The sequence below is a fragment of the Streptomyces caniscabiei genome (assembly GCF_014930365.1).
Classification (GTDB): domain Bacteria; phylum Actinomycetota; class Actinomycetes; order Streptomycetales; family Streptomycetaceae; genus Streptomyces; species Streptomyces caniscabiei.
This window is the reverse complement of sequence record NZ_JABXWI010000002.1, coordinates 570,872-593,060: the sequence shown is the minus strand read 5'-3', so window position 1 is coordinate 593,060 and position 22,189 is coordinate 570,872. Positions and strand designations below refer to the sequence as shown.

Genomic DNA, 22,189 nt, shown 5'->3' with positions numbered 1-22,189 from the left:
GTGTCACCCCAGTCCGGCCTCGGCGATCTTCTGCAGCAGCACATGGAGCGTCTCGCGCTCGGCGGCGTCGAGGGGCTCCACCAGTTCGTCGGAGACCCGCTGTCCGGCCTCGTCGGTGTCACGGAGGAAGGACCGGCCGTCCTCGGTGAGCTCGACGATCCGGCTGCGGCGGTCGTCGGGGGAGGGGCGCCGCTCGGCGAAGCCCAGCTTCTCCAGGTCGTCCACCAGCCCGACGATCGCGCTCGGGTCGTAGCCGAGGGAGGCGCTCAGCTCGCGCTGGAGCGCGCCGGGGGAGGTGGCGAGGAAGCGCAGCAGGGCGTAGTGCCGCAGCCGGAGGCCCGACTCCTGGAGGGAGGAGTTGAACAGCTGCCCGGACCGCAGTCCCAGCCGGTACAGCAGATAGCCGGTGTCCGCGTGCAGCCCGCGCATCCACGGCTCGTGCGCGTCGATCGAGGCGGCGTCCTGTGTCTGCTGGCGGGTGATGGCGGGCTCCCTGGTCCAAGGGCCTGTCCTGCGGGATCAGGCCGGCGCCCCGGACGGGGCGGCGCGAACGTACCGCTCCAGCATGACGCAACGCCCAGGGAACAACAACTATTGACGTCAACAACTATTGCTCTTAACTTCGATTTCGAAGCCGCACTGCGACATCGAGGTGCCGCACGTCGACCTCGAAGCCGTTCCGCCACCGAAGGGACCCCACTCGTGCCCAGCATCGATCTCACCGGCAAGGTCGCCGTCGTCACGGGCAGTGGCCGTGGCCTGGGCCTCGCCTACGCACAGGCCCTCGCCGCCGCCGGCGCCTCCGTCGTCGTCAACGACATCGACGAGGCCGTGGCCGAGGCGGCCGTGAAGTCCATCACCGAGGCCGGCGGCAAGGCCGTCGCCGAGGTGGTCCCGGTCGGCACGACCGAGGCGGCCGACCGCCTGGTGGGCCGCGCGGTGGAGGAGTTCGGGCGGCTCGACATCCTCGTCACCAACGCGGGCATCCTCCGCGACAAGGTGCTGTGGAAGATGTCCGACGACGACTTCGACGCGGTGATCACCACCCATCTCAAGGGCACCTTCACCTGCGCCCGCGCCGCCGCGATCCGCATGCGCGAGCAGGGCGAGGGCGGCTCCCTGATCCTCGTCGGCTCCCCGGCCGGCCAGCGCGGCAACTTCGGCCAGACCAACTACGCCGCGGCCAAGGCCGGCATCGCGGCCTTCGCCCGCACCTGGGCGATGGAGCTGGGCCGCGCGAACATCACCGTGAACGCGATCGTCCCGGTGGCCGCCACCGCGATGACCGAGACCATCCCGGTCTTCGCCCCGTACGTGGAGGCCCTGCGCGAGGGCAAGCCGTTCCCCGACTTCCTGCGCAAGGGCGAGGGCTTCGGCACCCCCGAGGACTGCGCGGCCCTGGTCCCCTTCCTCGCCTCCGAGGCGGCGCGCGGTGTCACCGGCCAGGCCATCGGCATCGGCGGCGACAAGGTGGCACTCTGGTCGCATCCGCAGGAGATCAAGACGGCGTACGCGAACGGCGGCTGGACCCCCGAGGCCCTCGCCGACGTCTGGCCGACCTCGCTGGGCGCCGAACCGCAGACCGTGGGCATCCCCGCCCCGAAGATCCCGGAGGCGTGATGAGCCAGGCCATGAACGTGGAGGAACTCGTCGCGATCGACGTCCACACCCACGCGGAGGTGTCCTCGAAGAAGGGCACGTCATCGCTGGACGACGAGCTGCACGACGCCTCCTCCGCCTATTTCAAGGTCGAGGGCAAGCGCAAGCCCACCCTGGAGGAGACGGCCGCCTACTACCGCGAGCGGAAGATGGCCGCCGTGATCTTCACGGTGGACGCCGAGTCCGCGACCGGCACCGAGCCGGTCCCCAACGAGGAGGTCGCCGAGGCGGCCGCCGCCAACGCGGACGTGCTGATCCCCTTCGCCTCCATCGACCCCTTCCGCGGCAAGGCCGGCGTCAGGCAGGCCCGCCGCCTGGTCGAGGAGTACGGGGTCAAGGGCTTCAAGTTCCACCCCAGCGTCCAGGGCTTCTTCCCCAACGACCGCGCGGTGGCGTACGCGCTGTACGAGGTCATCGAGGAGACGGGCACGATCGCCCTCTTCCACACCGGCCAGACGGGCATCGGGGCGGGCGTCCCCGGCGGCGGAGGCATCCGCCTGAAGTACTCCAACCCGCTGCACGTGGACGACGTGGCCGCCGACTTCCCGCACCTCAAGATCATCCTGGCGCACCCGTCCTTCCCCTGGCAGGACGAGGCCCTGGCGGTCGCCACGCACAAGCCGGGCGTGCACATCGACCTCTCCGGCTGGTCGCCGAAGTACTTCCCGCCGCAGCTCGTGCAGTACGCGAACACCCTGCTGAAGGACAAGGTGCTCTTCGGCTCCGACTACCCCGTCCTCACCCCCGACCGCTGGCTCGCCGACTTCGAGAAGCTGTCGATCAAGGACGAGGTGAAGCCGAAGATCCTCAAGGAGAACGCCGCCCGTTTGCTCGGCCTGACGAAACCGTAGAGGACGCAGATGGACCTCCCCATGTGCAAGGACGGACAGGGGCACACTCATGCGCAATGAGGGACTGGGGTCGTGGCCCGCCCGTCGGGCCCGTAAGACCCCGCAGCGCACCGCGCTGATCCACGGCGACACACGCCTCACCTACGGGGAGCTGTACGAGCGCACCACCCGCCTCGCCCACGCGCTGCGCGCCTCCGGCGTACGCCGCGGCGACCGCATCGCCTACCTGGGGCCCAACCACCCCTCGTACCTGGAGACCCTGTTCGCCGCCGGCACCCTCGGCGCGGTCTTCGTCCCGCTCAACACCCGCCTCGCGGGCCCCGAGATCGCCTACCAGCTGGCGGACTCCGGGGCCAAGGCGCTGGTGTACGGCGCCGGGTTCACCGGACTCGTCGCCGGACTGCCGGGCGGCGAGACCGACGTACGCACGTTCGTCGAGACCGGCACCGAGTACGAGGCGCTGCTGGCGGGGGCCGAGGCCGAGCCGATCGACCAGCCCGTCACCGCAGACGACACCTGCATCATCATGTACACCTCGGGGACCACGGGCCGCCCCAAGGGCGCGATGCTCACCCACGGCAACATCATCTGGAACGCCGTCAACGTGCTCGTCGACCAGGACATCATCACCGACGAACGCGCCCTGGTCTCCGCCCCGTTGTTCCACACGGCCGGGCTGAACATGCTCACCCTGCCCGTGCTGCTCAAGGGCGGCACCTGCGTCCTGGTCGAGGCCTTCGTGCCGGAGACCACCTTCGACCTGATCGAACGGCACCGCATCACCTTCATGTTCGGCGTGCCGACCATGTTCGACCAGATCGCCCGGCATCCGCGCTGGGCCGACGCCGACCTGTCGTCGCTCAGGATGCTCTCCTGCGGCGGCTCCCCGGTGCCGACCCCGCTCATCGCCAGGTTCCAGGAGCGCGGGCTCACCTTCCTCCAGGGCTACGGCATGACGGAGGCGGCCCCCGGCACGCTCTTCCTCGACGCCGAGCACGCCGTGAGCAAAGCCGGGTCGGCGGGTGTCCCGCACTTCTTCAGCGATGTACGGGTCGTACGGCCCGACATGACCCCGGTCGACGTCGACGAGCCCGGCGAGGTCGTCGTCCGCGGACCTCATGTCATGCCCGGCTACTGGGGTTTGCCCGACGAGACGGCCGCGGTCTTCGCCGACGGCTGGTTCCGCAGCGGGGACGCCGCCCGGATCGACGAGGACGGCTATGTCTTCATCGTCGACCGCATCAAGGACATGATCATCTCCGGGGGCGAGAACATCTACCCCGCCGAGATCGAGGACCAGCTCCTCGCCCACCCCGACATCGTCGAGTGCGCGGTCATCGGCATCCCCGACGACAAGTGGGGCGAGGTGCCGCGCGCCGTGGTCGTGCCCCGCGAGGGCCACGCCCTGGACGCCGACGAGGTACTGGCCTCGCTGGCCGGGCGGCTCGCCAAGTACAAGATCCCGAAGTCGGTGGTGATCGCGGACGAACTGCCGCGCACCGCCTCCGGAAAGCTCCTCAAGGCCCGGGTGCGCAAGCGCTACGGCACCGACTCCTAGCTAAGGAAACACCTCATGAGCATCACTGTGAACGGCATCGACGAGCTCAAGAAGCTCGCCGGCAGCGACCTCGGCGCCAGCGAGTGGATCGAGGTCACCCAGGAGCGCATCGACACGTTCGCCGACGCGACCGGGGACCACCAGTGGATCCACGTCGACCCCGAGAAGGCGGCCGAGGGCCCCTTCGGCGCGCCGATCGCCCACGGGTACCTGACCCTCTCGCTGTTCATCCCCCTGTTCACCGAACTGCTGGACGTCGAGGGCGTCTCGACGAAGGTCAACTACGGCCTGAACAAGGTGCGGTTCCCGTCGCCGGTCAAGGTCGGGTCGAAGATCCGCCTGGTGGGCAAGCTCGCCTCGGTGGAGGACGTGCCGGGCGGTGTCCAGATCACCGTCGACGGGACGATCGAGATCGAGGGGGCGCCGAAGCCGGCGGCCGTGCTGCAGAGCCTGTCCCGCTTCTACGCGTAAGGGTTCGTGGGGAACCGCGCGTCCGTCGTGGCCGGTCGCGCGGTTCCCCGCGCCCCTAGTGACGTGAGTCGGAGATTCTTCGGCAGTAGGGCCCTTCTGATGGATCTCCGCGGCGTCGCGGCGCCCGGCACGCACGCTCGCCGCACGCCGCGAAGGGCCAGGTGGCTCCGCCACAAGGCCCTCCACGCCGCACGCCGAGCGCACGCTCCCCCACTCTCGGCTCCGCTCGAGCGGGAGGGACCCCCACGACGCCGCTCCTTCTCCCACGGAGATCCATCAGAAGGGGCCCTAGAAGCATCCGCCGCTCAACTCACGTCCACGAAAACGGGGTTCGAGTAGAACCACGTGTCCTCCCACGGGTCGCCGTTGCCCGGCTCGTGGGGGATCGGGCCGTGCGGATCGATGGACGCGCCCAGGTAACCCGCCCCGTTCCGCTTGCCGTCGCTGCCGCGCAGGCGGAGGTAGAAGGACTCGTCGCCCGCCGTGACCGGGACGCGCAGGGTGTACGTGCCCTTGCGACCGCTCACGTCCTTGGTGTGCACGACCCTCGTGTCCGGGGCCTTCCAGGCGTCCCGGTCGGTCACCGGACCGCGCACCCCACCCCGGACGACGTCCACGTGGGCCAACTCCGGCAGGATCCCGTGCGGGTTGGCGCGGGATGCGGTCGTCACGGTCACCGTCAGCGTGAGCTTCTCCCCCTTGCGGACGCGCAGCCTGCCGCCCAGGGTGACGCCCCGGCCGTGGTCACGGTCGCGCTTGACCCGGACGTCGAGGCCGTCCAGAAGGTGGCCGTGGTCGACCCAGACGCGGCCCGCGCGCAGGCCCGCCGTCACCGAGCGGTACCCGTAGCGGGTGACGCCCACGTGGGTGCGGCTGAACTGGCCGGGCCAGAAGTCGCTGCCGGGCTGTGGGGTGTCGGTGTTCACCGGGTCGGGCAGCTTGCCGGTGCTGTCGAAGGTCTGCCCGGCCGGCCAGTCGCCGTTCCGCCAGGTGTCGAAGACGATCCGGTGGGCGTCGGAGTTGGTGGTGATCGAGAACAGCCGGCCCTCCGCCAGCATCGCGTCCCAGAGCCCGCCCACGGTCGCCGTCGACCAGTCGAATCCGCCGTACGTGAGGTACGCCTCCACCGGGTAGCCCGGCCAGGACTGGGCCGAGGGCTTGTTCTCGTACTCGCCCCGGATCGAGGTCGTCCCCCGCCAGCCGGGGATGGCCGCGCCCTGGGCGCCGGGCGCGCCCTCCATGCCGATCATGATCTCGGGGGCGGCGTCCCGCCAGTTGCGCAGCTCGTGCGGGGAGTCGATGCCCAGCCGCAGGGGGTGGTTGGCGAGCACCAGCACGTCGTCGACGTAACCCGAACGACGCTGCTCTGCCAGCCACTTGATGGCCTTGACGGCGTGCGCCTCGTTGCGGGCGGTGTCCGCGCCGCCCACGGAACCGTCCGTGTAGCCCAGCAGCTTGCCGTCGTAGGCGCTCTCGAAGCGGGTGAGCAGGTCGACCTCGTGCCGGCCGGGGGTGGTGAAGACCGTGCAGTGCTCGGCGCCCGGGATGTACCACTCCAGGCCCTGGAAGATCAGCTGGCGGGGGTTCTCGGCGCGGGCCCGCAGGATCTCCCGGTGCTCCAACGCGGCCCCGAAGTCGGCGTGCCCGAAGTTGGAGTGCTCGGTGAACACCATCCAGTCGAGGCCGTACTTCGCGCCCGCGGCGGCCAGTTGGGAGAACGTGTACTTGGCGTCGTGGCTGTAGACGCTGTGGATGTGGTGGTCGCCCACGAGATACGCGAGCCGCGGGTCCTCGCCCCCGTACGGGCGGGAAGCGGCCGCGGCCGGGGTCGTCAGGGCGCCCGTCGCGCCCATCGCGAACGCGGCGCCGAAGAGGCCCGCGCCCCGCAGCAGTCCACGGCGCGACACCCCCTGCGCGTCGAGGTCGGCGGCGGAGACGGACGGATCGGCCCAGACGGGCAGCGGCTGCTCGGGTGTGCCGGACAGGTCGGACATGGTGGTTCCCTCGTCTCTCAGTGGTTCATGAACGACTTGACGGGCAGTGCCCGTTCGACGATGCGGACGTCACCGAGGCGTCCGTGCAGGATCTGGTCGATCTTCCCGGCGTACTCGTAGCCGCCGAGGATCCAGGGCAGCCCGACCGAGGCGAGCCCGACGGCCGGGGCCTTCGGGTTGCGCACGACCGGGCAGCCCTGCACATAGAGGGTCGTGTGCCGTCCGTCGTTGACGACCGCGAGGTGCCACCACGTCTCCAGCGGGGTCTCCTGACCCCAGTTGGTCGCGATGCCCTGCTGGTTGAGCGGGCGCACCGCCCACTGCGGCTCCCGGTCGTTCGACAGCGACAGCGTGGCGAGCGGCTCGTCCGGGTCGTCGGCGGTCTTGCCGGCCGCGCCGCCCGTGCCCGTCCGGCCGAGCAGACCCGCCCAGGCGTGCTTCGAGGGATCCCAGTCGGCGGGCAGCCGGTAGAACGCCTCGATGGTGTAACCGTCCCTGAACGTGGCCGAGTTCAGGGGCGCCCCGTCGACCGTGCGCAGATAGGCGCCCGTCAGCGGGGGCTTGCCGCCGTGGAACTCCAGGCTGCCGTGGCCCGGCTGGTCCGGGTGGTGGTCGGCGGACCAGGTCAGGTTGCCGCCGCCGACGGTCACGAGGGTGAGGTCGTTGCCGTGTCCGGAGCGGTCCGGGACGGTGCCGCCGACCTTCGCCCCGTCCTGCTGACCGTCGAACCGCCAGTAGGCGACCGTGCCGGGTATCAGCATGTTCGATGCCGGACGGGCGGCACGGGCGGGCACCGGCGCGAAACCGGAGAACCGCTTCTCGAAGTCGATCTCGACCGTGAACCGGTCGGCGTCGCCGGAGAGTTCGATCTCCTGCCGCTCCAGCTCGTTGAGCCCCTTCGCCGCCCGGCCCAGGATCCACGGCGAGACCGTCTCCACGTCGATGGTGTTCCGGTCGAGGTCGAAGCGGTAGAGCCGGATCATCGCCGCGCCGCCGAAGTACCGGTTCTGGTAGTTCGTGAGGTGCAGATGGACATCGTTGTCGGCAGCGTTCCTCCGGGTCGCCCGCGCCGCCGGCCAGTAGTGCCCGTTGAGGGTGAGGAAGATCTGGTCGTGGTCCTCGATCAGCCGGTCCCACACCTGCTGTCCGTACGCCGAGAGGGAGTCGTCGCCGTCGACGATCTCGTGCGTGGTGAGCACGACCGGAGTTTGCGGGTGCCGGGCCAGGACGTCCTTCGCCCAGGCGAAGCCCTTCGCGGAGAGCCGCCAGTCCAGGGCCAGCACCATCCACTGCCGGCCGCCCGCCTCGAAGAGGTGGAAGGAGTTGTAGCCGTCCGGGGAGGCGCCCCCGAAGGTCGGCCGACCCTCGAAGCGGTCGGGCCCGAACACGTCCAGGTACGGGGTCGGCCCCCGCTGGTCGTCGGTGGACGAGCGCACGTCGTGGTTGCCCGCGAGGACGCTGTAGCCGACGCCCCGGCGGTCCAGGAGCCGGAAGGCCGCACCGATCGCCCCCATCTCCTGCGCGGTGCCGTTCTGGGTGAGGTCCCCGAGATGCGACAGGAACACGATGTTCTCCTCCTCACCGTGTTCCAGGAGGTACCGCAGGGACGCCTCGACGGGCGCCTTGTCGATGCTCGGCCCGTCGAACAGGTACTGCGTGTCGGGCATGACGGCCAGCGTGAAACGCCGGCTCGTGGGATCGGGCCGCCGGCGCTCGGGCGCCGCCTGCGCCACGGCGGGAAGCGAGACGGTGGCGGCCGCGCCCAGCAGGGCCGTGGCGCGCAGGAAGTTACGTCTGCCCGAGCGGGCCTGGGCAGACTCCTGCCCCGGTTCGTGCGAGGTGCACACAGTGACTCCGTAGATGGGGGTTCGTGGTTCAGAGCGCCCGCAGCGTCCACGACCAGCGGTGGACGCCCGGGGGGACGAGGTACGACGGCGCGGTGTCGGGACCGCACGAGGCGGTGCCCAGTCCCCGGTGCGCCGCGTCGATGTGGACGACACAGCCGGGCCGGGGCACCAGCTCGTCGTGGTGGGCGACGGCCGTCAGGTCCGCCGCGCGATACCGGGTGACCGAGACCTGCCGGGGGCCGTCCAGCCGTACCGCCAGGGCGTGGCCGTCCCCGGAGAGCGTGAAGTGCCGTACACCGTGCCGGCCCCCGCTCTCCTGCGGCCGCAGATACGGCGTGAACAACCCGTCCACGGGGGCCGCGTGGTGACCGACGGGCGCCCCGGCGGCACGGTCCGGGTAGCTCTCCCAGGGGCCCTGCCCGTACCAGGCCAGGCTGTCGAGACCCTCGACGGTCTCGAACACCGTGCCGACCCGGGCCACGTCCGTCAGCTCTTCCGGGAGCACGGCCGTCTCCTCCACGAGCACCCGGCCGTCCACCAGCGCCGTGAACGCCTGCTCGTGCTCGACGACGCCCGCACCCGTGGTCCAGCGGGAGCGGACCCGCACCGTGGACCCCTTGCGCTCCACGGCGACCGGGTCGCGCTGCACGCGGTCCAGGCCCAGTTCGCGCCAGCGCTCGGCCATGCCGCCGAGGACGTCGTTGTCGGTCGGGGCCCGCCACAGGCTCAGGACCGGCGGGGAGGCGAGCAGCGGATGCAGCAGCAGCCCCTCCGGATCCGTCTGCGGCGGCGGGACGTGCCCGAGGTCCTCCTCGGCGCCCACCACCGGCTCGCCCTCCTCCGCCGCGTACCACTGCACCTGCGGGCAGCACACCTCGGTGCCGCGCGGCGCCCAGGGCTCGTCGCCGGCCGTCGTCACCCGCAGCGTCAGCCAGATCTCGCCGGCCCCGCCCGCCGGCTCGGGCCGGTCGATCACCGCCGAGCCACCGGGCGGTACGTCCGGCAGCTGGGCCGGAAGCGTCCAGGAGCCGCCGTCGGCCGCGGCGAACTCCCACTCGGCGGCCAGCCACGACAGATCGCGGAAGTGCTGCCGGTTGTGCACCCGCAGCACCCGCCAGTTGTCCTCGCCCTCCACCGACAGCCGCACCGGGGCGGCGATCTCCCGGTGCTCGAACATCACGGGCTTCGGGGTGCGGTCGGGAAGGACGACCCCGTCGGCGATGAAGGCGCCGTCGTGGACGGTCTCACCGAAGTCGCCGCCGTAGGCCCAGCGCAGGCCGGGGCCGGCGACCCCGTTCTCGTACAGCCCGGCGCCCCCACGCCCGGCCGGTCGTCCGTCGTTCACACGCTGGAGGATGCCGTGGTCCCAGAACTCCCAGATGAACCCGCCCTGAAGACCCGGGGTCGCCTCGATGGCGGCCCACGTGTCGGCGAGGGTGCCGTTGCTGTTGCCCATGGCGTGCGAGTACTCGCACTGGATCAGCGGCCTGGTCTGCTCGCCCGACAGCGCGTGCGCCACACAGTCCTCGATGGGCGCGTACATCGGACAGGCGATGTCGGAGGCGTCGTCCGTCGCCGCCCAGTCCAGCTTCGCCGCCCCCTCGTACTGCACCGGACGTGTCGGGTCGTGGCGCCGCAGCCAGCCCGCCGCCGCGTCGTGGTTCGCCCCGTAGTCGGACTCGTTGCCCAGCGACCAGACGATCACCGACGGATGGTTCTTGTCCCGCAGGACCATGCGGGAGACACGGTCCACGAAGGCGTTCAGATAACGGGGGTCGTCGGCGATCTCGTGCGCGTGGTCGTGCGACTCGATGTCGGCCTCGTCCACCACGTAGAAGCCCAGCTCGTCCGTGAGGTCGTACAGGGCCGGGTCGGCCGGGTAGTGGGAGGTGCGGATCGCGTTGAAGCCGAACCGCTTCAGCGTCAGCAGGTCCGCCCGCATGTCCTCGTACGACACCGTCCGCCCCGTCAGCGGATGGAAGTCGTGCCGGTTCACACCTCGGATCCAGACCCGCTCGCCGTTCACCAGCAGGTCCCGGCCGCGGATCTCGACGTCGCGGAAGCCGACCCGGTGGCGCGAGACGTCGGCCACCGTGCCGTCGGCGCGGTGCAGCCGGACGGTGAGGTCGTACAGCTCGGGGGTCTCGGCGTTCCAGGTCCGCACGTCCGGGACGACCGTGCCCAGCCGGGCCTCGCCGAGGAAGTCGGAGACCCGCTCGTCCTCGGCGTTGAACCGGTCGAACTCCCGGTCCTGGGCCAGCTCCAGCCCGGCCGACGCCGAGCCGTCCAACTCCCCGCTGACGTACCACCCTGCGGGCAGCGCGCCCGTCGCCGTCCCCGCCGCCGAGCGCACCCGGCAGTCCACCCGCAGCTCCCCGTCACGGCGGGCCCGCACGGTGACGTCCGCGAGATGGAGCGGATCGGTGGCGTACAGCAGCACCGGGCGGGTGACACCGCCCAGCCACCACTGGTCCTGGTCCTCGATGTGGGAGGCGTCCGACCACTTCACCACCGTGAGCCGCACGGTCGCCCGCTTCCCGGGCCGGACCAGGCCGGACAGGTCGAACTCGGCGGCCAGGTGCGAGTCCTTGGAGACCCCGACGGGACGCCCGTCCACATGGACGAGCAGCACGCTCTCGGCGGCGCCCACGTGCAGCACGATCCGGCGGCCGGCCCACTCGGCGGGGATGTCGACCTCCCGCTCGTACACCCCGGTCGGGTTCGCGGCGGGCGCGTCGGGCGGGAACTGCGGCCAGGGCATCCGGACGTTGGTGTACTGCGGGGGGTCCTCCGCCGCGTGGAGCGCCCAGGAGCCGGGGAGTTCGGCCCAGGTCCAGGACGGCCCGGGCTCCCGCTCGGGCGACGGCAGCAGCTGGAAGCGCCACCGTCCGTCGAGCGGCACCGCCCCCGCGCGCCGGTCCACGGCGCTCATGGGCAGCCGCCCCCAGGAGGTCACCTCGGGGTGCTGCCAGGGGCGCAGGGCGAAGAGTGCGTCGGTCATGACCGTTCCGAAGTCGGGGGTGACAGGGGGGAAGGGGAGGGGACCGGCCTGGGCAGGACGTGCCCGGGCAGGCCCCAGGCCGGGTCGACGGGGATGCCGAGCCGGTCGAGGACCGTGGGGGCGATGTCGATGAGCCGGGGGGAGTCCAGACGGGTGCCGGGGGAGGCCCCGTCCGAGGGGGCTCCCGGCTCGGCGAGGACGACGAAGACCTCGCGTTCGGCGCGGGTGTCGCCGCCGTGACCGCCGGCGTCGAGATGGCCGTGGTCGGTGGTGACCAGGACCGTCCAGCGCTCGTCCGCGCGGGCGGGGTCGCGGCGCCGGGCGTCGATCGCCTCCAGCAGCCGCCCGAGGTGGGTGTCCTGGGCCAGCAGGGCCCGGTCGTAGGCCGGGCTGAGGGGGCCCGTGGCGTGGCCGGCCTCGTCGGTGGCGCCGAAGTACACGAACACCGCGTCCGGGTCGTCCTCGGTGAGCCGGCGCACGGCGGTGTCGGCGACGCGCCGGTCGGCGTCCTCGTAGCCGTCCGACTCGCCGTCGAAGCGCGCGCGTTCGCCGATGGCGGGGCCCAGGGTGCCGCGGTCGACCAGTTCGGGCCAGGACACCGCGGCCAATGTACGCAGGCCCGGCCGCGCGGCTGCGGCGCGGCTGAGGAAGTCGGGGTACCGGGAGTAGTCGGCGCCCTCGAAGTCGTTGCCGGTGACCCCGTGCCGGTCGGGCCACACCCCGGTCAGCACGCTCGACCAGCCCGGCCCGGAGTCGGTGTAGGCCATGCTGGTGGACGGCCCGCCCTCGGCGCCGCCGTCCACCTCGCCGTAGGGCAGCAGACCGCTGCCGTGGGCGCCCGCGGCCATCAGCCCGTACAGCACCGGCGCCGTCGAGGGCGGGCGGGGCGGGACCGGGGCCCCGTCGGCCGCGGCCCGTGGGAGGGGCAGCCGGTCCAGGCGCAGCCCGTCCATCCCCACCACGAGCACCTTGCCGCGCCCCGGCCGCCCCGTGCCGTCGGCGTCCGCCATCTCGTGCACCTCTCTCGGGAGGGGTCGGCTCAACTGCCCTGTACCGCGCCCTCGGTGGCCCCCGCGATGAAGCCGCGCGCGAAGACGGCGAAGACGATCACCAGCGGGAGGGACGCCATCAGCACACCGGCCATCACCATGCTGTAGTCGGTGTTGTGGCCGACGTTGAGCTGGGCCAGCTCGACCTGGAGCGTGACGTGGTCGGGGTTGGTGAGCACGATGAGGGGCCAGACGTAGTCGTTCCAGGCGCCGACGAAGGCGTAGATGGCGAGGAAGGACATCGCGGGCCTGATCATCGGCAGTGCCACGTTCCAGTACTGCCGGAAGAACCCGGCGCCGTCGATGCGCGCCGCGTCCAGCAGTTCGTCGGGCACCCCGGTCTCGATGTACTGGCGCAGCCAGAAGATGCCGAAGGCGTTGGAGAGGGCGGGCCAGACCAGCGCCTTGAGCATGCCGACCCAGCCGAGCTCGGACATCAGGATGAACTGCGGCAGGACGGCCAGCTGCAGCGGCAGCATCATGAACACCAGGAGCAGGCCGAAGAGCAGCTTGCGTCCGGGGAACTCGAACTTGGCGAAGGCGAAGGCCGCCAGGGAGTCGACGAGCAGCACCAGCACCGTGGTGGCGCAGGCGATGACGACCGTGTTGAGCATCGACCCGAAGAAGTCGACCGTGTCGAGCACCCCCCGGATGTTCTCCAGCAGATGCGAGCCGGGGGTCAGCTTCGGCGGGCTCTTGTAGATGTCCCGGGTGGTGTTGGTCGCCATCACGATCGTCCACACGAACGGGAAGACCGAGATCACGACGGCCAGCACGAGGAAGAGGTGAGGGGAGAGGCCCTTGGGACGGCGCGGCCGCTTCCCGCCCGTCGCCGGCTTCGCGCCGGTGGCCGGCCGTGTGGTGACGGCTGTCGTCATGACTTCCTCCCTCGTTGCACGATGCGCCAGTTGATGACGACGAGCACGATGATCAGTACGAAGAAGGCCCACACGATGGCCGCGCCGTAGCCGTAGTCGTTGTCGAGGAAGGCCGACTGGTAGAAGTACAGCAGCGTGGTCAGGCCCGCCTGGCCCGGACCGCCGAGGTTCTGGTTGGCGGCGTTGCTGGCGAAGAGCACCTGGGGTTCGCTGAAGCTCTGCAGACCGTTGATGGTCGAGATGACGACGGTGAACAGGATGATCGGCCGCATGATCGGAATGGTGATCTGGAAGAAGGTGCGGATCGGTCCGGCGCCGTCCATCCTGGCCGCCTCGTAGACCGACTGCGGGATGGCCTGGAGGCCGGCCAGGTAGATGATCATGTTGTAGCCGGTCCACATCCACGTCATCAGCAGTCCGATGACCACCTTGATCAGCCATGGGTTGCTCAGCCACGGCACGGGTGAGATGCCGACCGTGCCCAGGATCGCGTTGACCAGCCCGAAGTCGTTGCTGAACACCGCGCCGAAGAAGATCGCCACGGCGACGATCGAGGTCACGTTGGGCACGTAGAGGGCGATGCGGTAGAAGCCCTTGAAGCGGCGCACCGAGTGCAGCACCGTCGCCAGCACCAGCGCGCCGAAGAGCGTGGGCACGGTGGACAGCACCCAGATGATCAGCGTGTTGCGGATGGACAGCCAGAAGACCGGGTCGCTCCACAGGAACTCGAACTGCTGCAGACCCACGAACTGCTTGGTCCCCAGCCCGTCGTAGCGCTGGAAGGACAGATACAGCGAGTAGAAGACGGGGACGAACGAGAACCCGAGGAAGATCAGGTAGAAGGGCGAGATCGCCAGGTACTGCCGCCAGTACGACAGCACACCGCGACGCGTGGGCCGGGCGACGCCCGCGGGCGGGGTGCGCCGCGGGCGGAAGCGGGCCGGGCCCGGCCCGCCACGGTGCTCGGGCACCGTGGCGGGACCGGTCACCGGAGGTGACGACACCTCAGTTCACCCCCTGTCGCCTGGCGATCTGCTTGGCCTGGGAGACCGCGTCCTTCCAGGCGTCGTCGGGCTTCTTGCCCTTGGCCTCGATGCTGGTCAGCTCGGCCATGAAGGGGGCCATGACCGCGGAGTCGGCGGGCGCCTCGTAGCTGACGGGTATGGCCTCGGCGGCCGGACCGAAGACCTCGATGATCTTCTGCCCGCCGAAGAAGGCGTCGGGGCCTGTCATGGCCGGCATCGCGTACGTCTCCGGGGAGGCGGGGAAGATGGTGGCGTCGGCGAAGCTCTTGGCGTTGTTGTCGGGGCTGAGGATCCAACTGATGATCTTGAACGCCTCTTCGGGGTTGCGACACTGCTTGGGCAGGGTCAGATAGGAGCCGCCCTGGTTGGCCGGTCCGCCCGGGGTCGCGCAGACCCGCCACTTGCCCTTGGTGTTCGGGGCGGCCGACTCGATGTCCAGCGCGTGCCAGGCTGCGCCGACCTCGGTGGTCAGGCTCTTGCCGACGGCGGCGTTCCAGCTCTGGTCGTTGATCTTGGCGTCGAGGCCGAGCGTGTAGGCGCGGATCGCGTGGTCCCACGCGGCACGGATGTGGTCCTGGTCGCCGATGAAGTGGTTGTCCTGGTCGATGAACCGCTTGGTGCCCTGGCCGACCGCGATGCTGAACACCGAGCCCATGTTGTTGATGAGGAAGGTGCCGGGCAGCGCCTTCTTCAGCTCGGTGCCGAGCGCGAAGTAGTCGTCCCAGGTCTTGGCCTCGGCGGCGACCTTCGCCGGATCGGAGGGCAGCCCCGCCTTCTCGAACTGGTCGGCGCGGTAGAAGAGCGCGGTGGGACCGATGTCGATCGGGAAGCCGATCTGCTTGCCGTCCTCGGTCTGCGCGAGCTTGGTCTTCCACTCCAGGTACTGCGAGGAGAGCTTCTTGAAGCCCAGGTCGTTCAGGTCGAGGAAGCGGTCCGCGTTGGGCAGGAAGGAGGCGATGTCCTCGCCCTTGATGCCGGTGATGTCCGGCACGGAGGAGCCGCCCGCCGCGAGCGTGGTGGTGAGCTTCTGCTTGAAGTCGCCGCCGATGGAGGAACTGGTCAGCTTGATCTGGCTCTTGAAGTGCGTCTTGGCCTCGGCGACCACCTTGTCGCTGAGGGCTCCGCCCCAGTACCACATGGTGAGGTTCTTGCCGTTCTTGGTGCCGCCGGAATCCGAGCCGCCGCCACAGGCGACGGTCAGGCCGGAGGCCGCCGCGGTGAACACGGCAGCCTGGAGGAAGCCTCTACGAGAAAGGTCCACGGGTCACTCCTGTTGGTTCCTGTTCGTGGTACTTCGGGGCTTTGGTGCGGGGGGTCAGTGGAGCCGCGCGGGCGGGGTGACCGGGGCGTGGTGCACCGGTGGGCCCACGTCGGCCGGGATGCGGTCCGCGAGGAAGCCGTAGGCCTTCTTCAGGCCGGGGTCGGTCAGCGAGCGCCACCAGCGCTCGACGCCGTACCAGCCGGGTGCGGCGAGGCCTCCGCCGTGCCGGCCCACGGAGAGTCCGGCGGACAGCACGGCGAACCGCAGCCGCTCCGCCAGCGGCCAGCCGCCGAGGGAGGCGGCGACGAAGCTCGCGCCGAAGACGTCGCCGGCGCCCGTCGCGTCGAGCACGTCGACGTCCAGGGCCGGGACCTCCGCGTACTCCCCGGTCGTCTGGTCCACCGCGACCGCGCCCTCGCCGCCGCGGGTGACCACGGCCACCGGCACCAGCTCGCTCAGGGTGCCGAGCGCGGCGACCGCGCTGTCGGTGCGGGTGTAGGCCGTCGCCTCGGTCTCGTTGGGGAGGAAGGCGTGGCACAGGGCGAGTTGGTCGAGCAGGTCGCGCGACCACTGCTGGGTGGGGTCCCAGCCGACGTCCGCGTAGACGAGCGTGCCGTTCGCGGCGGCCTTGGCGAGCCACTCGCGGGGCTCGGCCTCGATGTGCACCAGCGCCGTGCGCGCTTCGGGCGGGTCGCCCATCAGGACGTCCTGGGAGTACGGCGGTTCCTGGCCGTGGGTCACCAGGGCCCGGTCGTGACCGTGTGCGAGGGCGACGGTGACCGGGGTGTGCCAGCCGTCGGCGGTGCGCGAGAGGGAGAGGTCGACGCCTTCCTGTCCGGCGAGGACGTCACGGCAGTACTGGCCGTAGTAGTCGTCGCCGAAGACCGTGGCCAGCGAGGTCCGCAGGCCGAAACGGGCGGCGGCCACCGCCAGGTTGGCGATGCCGCCCGGGCCGCAGCCCATGCCGTCGGTCCAGATCTCCTCGCCCGGTGTGGGCGGCTTTCCCAGCCCCGTGAGCACGAGGTCGTAGAAGAGCAGCCCGGTCAGCAGCACGTCGGGCCGGTCGTCGTCCACGCGCGCACCCTCTCGTCGACACCTGGGAAGGCTCTCGAAGATCACTCTTCAAAAGTCTTCAATTTCGGTGCACAGATCGTGCGCGCCTCCGGGAAGTTTGGCAAGAGTCGAGCAGAAGTGAGCATGGATTTGATTGGGAATGACGAGTACTGTTCAGCGCGTGCTGGCAGAGAGACGACATCAACTCATCCTGCGGGCCCTGCGATCAGGCGGGCCGGCAGCGGTCACCGACCTGTCCGAACAGCTCGGTGTGAGCCCCGCCACCATTCGGCGGGACCTCGTCCGGCTGGAGGAGGAGGGGCTGCTCACCCGGGTGCACGGCGGGGCGGTCGTGGACGAGGGCGACCAGCCCTTCGCCGAGGTCGCCGAGGTGCGGGTGGCCGAGAAGGACGCGATAGCGGCGAAAGCCGCGTCGATGGTCCACGACGGGCAGTCCGTGCTCCTGGACATCGGGACCACCGCGTACCGCCTGGCCCGGCAGCTGCACGGCCGCCGGCTCACCGTGATCACCAGCAACCTGGTCGTCTACGAGGAGCTGGCCGACGACGAGGGCATCGAACTGGTGCTGCTCGGCGGCATGGTCCGCCGCGAGTACCGTTCCCTCGTCGGTTTCCTCACCGAGGACAACCTCCGTCAACTCCACGCCGACTGGCTGTTCCTCGGAACGAGTGGAGTACGTCCCGGTGGCCAGGTGATGGACACGACCGTCGTCGAGGTCCCCGTCAAACGCGCGATGATCAGAGCGAGCGACAGGGTCGTCCTGCTCGCCGACTCCGCGAAGTTCCCCGGCACGGGCATGGCGAAGGTCTGCGGCCCCAGGGAACTCGACGTGGTCGTCACCAACGGCCCGGTGGAACAGGCCACCCGCACGTCACTGGAGGAGGCGGGCGTCGAAGTGGTCACACCATGAACGCCCTCCGGGGCGCGCGGCTGACACGTGTCGGACACCTCCCGCACACGCTGGCGGAGCGGTCCGGACGAACGGCGTCCCGGACGGCCCGCACGAACGCACGATCGGCAAAGGTGGTAGTTGCGTGAAGCTGACGATTCTGGGCGGCGGAGGATTCCGGGTGCCCCTCGTGTACGGGGCGCTCCTCGGGGACCGCGCCGAGGGCCGGGTCACCCATGTCGTCCTGCACGACCTGGACGCCGAGCGGCTCTCCGCCGTCACCCGCGTCCTCGCCGAGCAGGCGGCCGACGTCCCCGACGCCCCCGAGGTGACCGCCACCACCGACCTCGACGAGGCCCTCACCGGCGCCGACTTCATCTTCTCCGCGATCCGCGTCGGCGGCCTGGAGGGCCGCGCGAACGACGAGCGCGTGGCCCTGGCCGAAGGCGTGCTGGGCCAGGAGACCGTCGGCGCGGGCGGCATCGCCTACGGCCTGCGCACGGTCCCGGTCGCCGTCGACATCGCCCGCCGGGTGGCCCGCCTCGCCCCCGACGCCTGGGTCATCAACTTCACCAACCCGGCGGGCCTGGTCACCGAGGCCATGTCCCGCCACCTCGGCGACCGCGTCATCGGCATCTGCGACTCACCCGTCGGCCTCGGCCGACGCATCGCCCGCGTCCTCGGAGCGGCGAAACCCGCCGAGGCCTGGATCGACTACGTCGGCCTCAACCACCTCGGCTGGGTCCGCGGCCTGCACATCGCCGGCCGCGACGAACTGCCCCGTCTCCTGGCCGACCGCGACCTGCTCGGCTCGTTCGAGGAGGGCAAGCTCTTCGGCGTCGACTGGCTCCAGTCCCTCGGCGCGATCCCCAACGAGTACCTGCACTACTACTACTTCAACCGCGAGGCCGTCCGCGCCTACCAGGCCGTCGAGAAGACCCGCGGCGCCTTCCTCAAGGAGCAGCAGGCCCACTTCTACGAGGAGATGCGCCGCCCCGACGCCCACGCCCTCAAGGCCTGGGACCGCACCCGCGCCGAGCGCGAGGCCACCTACATGTCGGAGAACCGGGAGACCGCCGGCGCCGGCGAACGCGACGCCGACGACCTCTCCGGCGGCTACGAGAAGGTCGCCCTCGCTCTGATGCGGGCCATCGCCCGCGACGAGCGCACCACCCTCATCCTCAACGTCCGCAACAAGGGCACCCTCTCGACCCTCGACACCGAGGCCGTCATCGAGGTGCCCTGCCTGGTCGACGCCAACGGCGCCCACCCGGTCCACGTCTCCCCCCTTCCGGACCACGCCACCGGCCTGGTCTGCGCGGTCAAGGCCGTCGAGCGCGAGGTCCTGGCGGCGGCCGAGGCGGGTTCCCGGACGACCGCGGTGAAGGCCTTCGCCCTGCACCCCCTGGTGGACTCGGTGAACGTGGCCCGCCGTCTGGTCGAGGGCTACACGGCCGTGCACCCTGGCCTGGACTACCTGAAGTAGGCTCCCGCCCGGAAAGCGCTTACCGCCCTCGACCTTCCCACCCGCTCCCTCCGCTTTCTGCTCCGCCCCCTCTCTGGAGACCTCTCATGCATGACGAACGCCGCCGGATCGAGGAACGCGTAGAGCGCGTCCACACCCAACGCGTCAAGCCCGCGATCTACGCGGCCTCGGTGCCCTTCGAGGTCGAGGCCTGGCAGGCGCCGGGCGAGCCCGTCCCCTTCGAGGAGGCCGCGGCCGCCTCGTACACCCCGTTCGCGATGGACACCCCCTGGGGCCCGCCGTGGGGCACCACCTGGTTCCGGATGCGCGGACAGGTCCCCGCCGCATGGGCGGGCCGCCGCGTCGAGGCCGTCATCGACCTCGGGTTCGTCGGCGACTGGCCCGGCAACCAGGCCGAGGCCCTCGTCCACCTCGCCGACGGCACCCCGCTGAAGGCGGTCAACCCGCTCAACCAGTACGTCCCGATCGGCAACCCCGTACGCGGCGGCGAGAGCGTCGACTACCTGGTCGAGGCCGCCTCCAACCCCGACATCCTCGCCGACAACTTCTCGAAGATCACCCCGCTCGGCGACATCCTCACCGCCGGCGACAAGCCGCTCTACACCTTCCGGCGCGCCGACATCGCCGTCCTCGACGAGGAGGTCTTCCACCTCGACCTGGACCTCCAGGTGCTGCGCGAGCTGATGGTCCACCTCGGCGAGCACGAGCCCCGCCGCCACGAGATCCTGCACGCCCTGGACCGGGCCATGGACGCCGTCGACCTCGACGACGTCTCCGGCAGCGCCACCGCCGTCCGCGAGATCCTCGCCCCGGTCCTCGCCAAGCCCGCCCACGCCAGCGCCCACACCGTCTCCGGTGTCGGCCACGCGCACATCGACTCCGCCTGGCTCTGGCCCATCCGCGAGACCAAGCGCAAGACCTCCCGCACCTTCTCCAACGTCACCGCGCTGGCCGACGAGTACGAGGACTTCATCTTCGCCTGCTCCCAGGCCGTGCAGTACGAGTGGGTGCGCGACAACTACCCGCAGGTGTGGGAGCGGATCAAGAAGGCCGTCGACAAGGGCCAGTGGGTCCCGGTCGGCGGCATGTGGGTCGAGTCCGACGGCAACCTGCCCGGCGGCGAGGCCATCGCCCGCCAGCTCGTCCACGGCAAGCGGTTCTTCATCGAGCACTTCGGCATCGAGACCAAGGGCGTCTGGCTGCCGGACTCCTTCGGCTACAACGCCTCCTACCCGCAGCTCGCCAAGCTCGCCGGCAACGAGTGGTTCCTCACCCAGAAGATCTCCTGGAACCAGACCAACCGCTTCCCCCACCACACCTTCTGGTGGGAGGGCATCGACGGCACCCGCATCTTCACCCACTTCCCGCCGGTCGACACCTACAACGCCCGCTTCAGCGGCGAGGAGATGGACCGCGCCGTCCGCAACTACCAGGAGAAGGGCGGCGGTACGCGTTCCCTGGCCCCCTTCGGCTGGGGCGACGGCGGCGGCGGCCCCACCCGCGAGATCATGGAGCGGGCCCGCCGCCTCGCGGACCTGGAGGGCTCCCCGAAGGTCGTCGTCGAACACCCCGACGAGTTCTTCGCCAAGGCCCGCGCCGAGTACGAGGACGCCCCCGTCTGGAACGGCGAGCTGTACCTGGAGCTGCACCGCGCCACGTACACCTCCCAGGCCCGCACCAAGCAGGGCAACCGCCGCAGCGAGCACAAGCTGCGCGAGGCCGAGCTGTGGGCGACGACGGCCGCGCTCCACGCGCCGGAGTACGCCTACCCGTACGAGAAGCTCGACCGCCTCTGGAAGACGGTCCTCCTCCACCAGTTCCACGACATCCTGCCGGGCTCCTCGATCGCCTGGGTGCACCGCGAGGCCGAGGCGGAGTACGCCCGCGTGGCGAAGGAACTGGAGGAGCTGACGCGGGAGGCGATCGCGGCGCTCGGCGGCGGTGACTCCCGTGTCTTCAACACCAGCCCCCGCGACCGTGCCGAGGTGGTCCGCACCTCCACGGGCTCCCCGGTGTACGTGACGGTGCCGGCGAACGGCAGCGCGCCCCTCGCGCCCGCCGATGCCCCGCACCCCGTCACCGTCTCCGGCCGCGTCCTCGACAACGGCCTGGTCCGGGTCGAGATCGCCGAGGACGGCACCCTGGCGTCCGTGCGCGACCTCGTCGCCGACCGCGAGGTCCTCGGCGACCGGGGCAACCTGCTCCGCCTGCACACCGACCTCCCCAACTACTGGGACGCCTGGGACGTCGACAAGCACTACAGGAACCGCTACACCGACCTGCTGGAGCCCGAGTCGATCACCGTGGTCGAGGAGGACCCCCTGCTCGGCGCGATCCGCGTGGAGCGGTCCTTCGGCAAGGGCTCCCGCATCACGCAGACGATCACCCTGCGCGCCGGCAGCCCCCGGATCGACTTCGAGACGGACATCGACTGGCACGAGGCCGAGAAGTTCCTCAAGGCCGGTTTCCCGATCGACGTCCGCGCCGCCCACACCTCCGCCGAGATCCAGTTCGGCCACATCCAGCGCCCCACCCACACCAACACCAGCTGGGAGGCGGCCCGCTTCGAGGTCTCCGGCCACCGCTGGGTGCACGTCGGCGAACCCGGCTACGGCGTCGCGGTCATCAACGACTCGACGTACGGCCACGACGTCTCCCGCACGGTCCGCGAGGACGGCGGTACGACCACCACGGTCCGCCTCAGCCTGGTCCGCGCCCCGCGCATCCCGGACCCCGAGGCCGACCAGGGCAAGCACCGCCTCACCTACTCGCTCCTGCCGGGCGCGAGCATCGAGGACGCGGTCGCCGAGGGCTACGCCCTCAACCTGCCGCTGCGCGTCGCGGACGCGGCGGGCGCCCCCGAGCCGGTGGTGTCCGTGGACGGCGAGGGCGTCACCGTCGAGGCGGTCAAACTCGCCGACGACGCCTCGGGCGACGTCGTGGTCCGGATCTACGAGTCGAGCGGCGGCCGGGCCCGAGGCGTCCTGCGCACCGGATTCCCGCTCGCCGGGGCCCAGATCACCGACCTGCTGGAACGCCCCCTGGCGGAGGCGGCCACGGACGGCGACGGCGTCCCGGTGACACTGCGCCCGTTCGAGGTGCAGACGCTGCGGCTGGCGGTGGGGAAGCGGTGACCCTGCTTCCCG

General features: G+C 70.9%; 16 protein-coding genes. 7 read left to right on the top strand and 9 right to left on the bottom strand.

Annotated elements, in window-relative coordinates; genetic code table 11:
* Positions 1 to 3 precede the first annotated feature (3 nt).
* Positions 4 to 429 (bottom strand): MarR family winged helix-turn-helix transcriptional regulator, encoded by a 426-nt coding sequence (locus tag HW837_RS07120; RefSeq protein ID WP_045556725.1) that lies wholly within the window; start codon positions 427 to 429, stop codon positions 4 to 6.
* Positions 430 to 702: 273 nt separating this feature from the next.
* On the opposite strand from HW837_RS07120, the gene HW837_RS07115 reads away from it, so the two are divergent.
* The 4 genes from HW837_RS07115 to HW837_RS07100 are packed head-to-tail and all read left to right on the top strand — an operon-like array spanning position 703 to position 4,539.
* Positions 703 to 1,620, top strand: coding sequence for an SDR family NAD(P)-dependent oxidoreductase (locus HW837_RS07115; protein ID WP_045556726.1), 918 nt, complete (start codon positions 703 to 705; stop codon positions 1,618 to 1,620).
* A gap of 11 nt (positions 1,621 to 1,631) precedes the next feature.
* Positions 1,632 to 2,510, top strand: a complete 879-nt coding sequence (locus tag HW837_RS07110; RefSeq protein ID WP_045556915.1) for an amidohydrolase family protein — start codon at positions 1,632 to 1,634, stop codon at positions 2,508 to 2,510.
* Positions 2,511 to 2,559: 49 nt separating this feature from the next.
* Positions 2,560 to 4,068 (top strand): o-succinylbenzoate--CoA ligase, encoded by a 1,509-nt coding sequence (gene menE, locus HW837_RS07105; protein ID WP_045556727.1) that lies wholly within the window; start codon positions 2,560 to 2,562, stop codon positions 4,066 to 4,068.
* Positions 4,069 to 4,083: 15 nt separating this feature from the next.
* Positions 4,084 to 4,539, top strand: coding sequence for a MaoC family dehydratase (locus tag HW837_RS07100; protein WP_045556728.1), 456 nt, complete (start codon positions 4,084 to 4,086; stop codon positions 4,537 to 4,539).
* Positions 4,540 to 4,844: 305 nt separating this feature from the next.
* Here the strand turns inward: HW837_RS07100 and HW837_RS07095 are convergent, their stop codons facing one another.
* From HW837_RS07095 to HW837_RS07060, 8 genes are all read right to left on the bottom strand, one after another.
* A complete protein-coding gene (locus HW837_RS07095; RefSeq protein WP_193379915.1) occupies positions 4,845 to 6,533 on the bottom strand; it encodes a PHP domain-containing protein in 1,689 nt (562 codons plus the stop codon).
* Positions 6,534 to 6,550: 17 nt separating this feature from the next.
* On the bottom strand, positions 6,551 to 8,380 hold the full coding sequence (locus HW837_RS07090) for a LamG-like jellyroll fold domain-containing protein (RefSeq protein ID WP_045556730.1): 1,830 nt from the start codon (positions 8,378 to 8,380) through the stop codon (positions 6,551 to 6,553).
* Between the two features lie 28 nt (positions 8,381 to 8,408).
* Positions 8,409 to 11,381, bottom strand: coding sequence for a glycoside hydrolase family 2 TIM barrel-domain containing protein (locus HW837_RS07085; protein ID WP_045556731.1), 2,973 nt, complete (start codon positions 11,379 to 11,381; stop codon positions 8,409 to 8,411).
* The gene (locus HW837_RS07080) at positions 11,378 to 12,391 is read right to left on the bottom strand and encodes an alkaline phosphatase family protein (RefSeq protein WP_193379916.1); all 1,014 of its coding nucleotides are present in this window, start codon (positions 12,389 to 12,391) and stop codon (positions 11,378 to 11,380) included. The genes HW837_RS07085 and HW837_RS07080 overlap by 4 nt, the downstream gene beginning before the upstream one ends.
* A 29-nt stretch (positions 12,392 to 12,420) precedes the next feature.
* Positions 12,421 to 13,308, bottom strand: coding sequence for a carbohydrate ABC transporter permease (locus HW837_RS07075; RefSeq protein WP_193379917.1), 888 nt, complete (start codon positions 13,306 to 13,308; stop codon positions 12,421 to 12,423).
* A complete protein-coding gene (locus tag HW837_RS07070) occupies positions 13,305 to 14,189 on the bottom strand; it encodes a carbohydrate ABC transporter permease (protein ID WP_045556916.1) in 885 nt (294 codons plus the stop codon). Before HW837_RS07070 ends, HW837_RS07075 begins: the two co-directional genes overlap by 4 nt.
* Positions 14,190 to 14,313: 124 nt before the next feature.
* Positions 14,314 to 15,594 carry an ABC transporter substrate-binding protein gene (locus HW837_RS07065; RefSeq protein WP_193379918.1) on the bottom strand — a complete coding sequence of 427 codons (1,281 nt, stop codon included), beginning with the start codon at positions 15,592 to 15,594 and terminating at the stop codon, positions 14,314 to 14,316.
* A gap of 54 nt (positions 15,595 to 15,648) precedes the next feature.
* Positions 15,649 to 16,668, bottom strand: a complete 1,020-nt coding sequence (locus HW837_RS07060; RefSeq protein ID WP_045556735.1) for a carbohydrate kinase family protein — start codon at positions 16,666 to 16,668, stop codon at positions 15,649 to 15,651.
* A 160-nt stretch (positions 16,669 to 16,828) separates the two neighbouring features.
* Here HW837_RS07060 and HW837_RS07055 point away from each other — a divergent pair, with 160 nt between their 5' ends.
* From HW837_RS07055 to HW837_RS07045, 3 genes are all read left to right on the top strand, one after another.
* Positions 16,829 to 17,578: a DeoR/GlpR family DNA-binding transcription regulator gene (locus tag HW837_RS07055; RefSeq protein WP_045556736.1), complete on the top strand. Its 750-nt coding sequence runs from the start codon at positions 16,829 to 16,831 to the stop codon at positions 17,576 to 17,578.
* Positions 17,579 to 17,702: 124 nt separating this feature from the next.
* Positions 17,703 to 19,043: a 6-phospho-beta-glucosidase gene (locus tag HW837_RS07050; RefSeq protein ID WP_045556737.1), complete on the top strand. Its 1,341-nt coding sequence runs from the start codon at positions 17,703 to 17,705 to the stop codon at positions 19,041 to 19,043.
* An 86-nt stretch (positions 19,044 to 19,129) separates the two neighbouring features.
* Positions 19,130 to 22,177, top strand: a complete 3,048-nt coding sequence (locus HW837_RS07045) for an alpha-mannosidase (RefSeq protein WP_045556738.1) — start codon at positions 19,130 to 19,132, stop codon at positions 22,175 to 22,177.
* Positions 22,178 to 22,189: the final 12 nt, after the last annotated feature.

What these genes read in the sequence shown, in the direction of transcription:
- HW837_RS07120 (WP_045556725.1), bottom strand. Translation starts at nt 429, where the DNA reads ATGCGCGGGCTGCACGCGGACACCGGCTATCTGCTGTACCGGCTGGGA.
- HW837_RS07110 (WP_045556915.1), top strand. Translation starts at nt 1,632, where the DNA reads ATGAACGTGGAGGAACTCGTCGCGATCGACGTCCACACCCACGCGGAG.
- menE (WP_045556727.1), top strand. Translation starts at nt 2,560, where the DNA reads ATGCGCAATGAGGGACTGGGGTCGTGGCCCGCCCGTCGGGCCCGTAAG.
- HW837_RS07100 (WP_045556728.1), top strand. Translation starts at nt 4,084, where the DNA reads ATGAGCATCACTGTGAACGGCATCGACGAGCTCAAGAAGCTCGCCGGC.
- HW837_RS07095 (WP_193379915.1), bottom strand. Translation starts at nt 6,533, where the DNA reads ATGTCCGACCTGTCCGGCACACCCGAGCAGCCGCTGCCCGTCTGGGCC.
- HW837_RS07085 (WP_045556731.1), bottom strand. Translation starts at nt 11,381, where the DNA reads ATGACCGACGCACTCTTCGCCCTGCGCCCCTGGCAGCACCCCGAGGTG.
- HW837_RS07080 (WP_193379916.1), bottom strand. Translation starts at nt 12,391, where the DNA reads ATGGCGGACGCCGACGGCACGGGGCGGCCGGGGCGCGGCAAGGTGCTC.
- HW837_RS07075 (WP_193379917.1), bottom strand. Translation starts at nt 13,308, where the DNA reads ATGACGACAGCCGTCACCACACGGCCGGCCACCGGCGCGAAGCCGGCG.
- HW837_RS07045 (WP_045556738.1), top strand. Translation starts at nt 19,130, where the DNA reads ATGCATGACGAACGCCGCCGGATCGAGGAACGCGTAGAGCGCGTCCAC.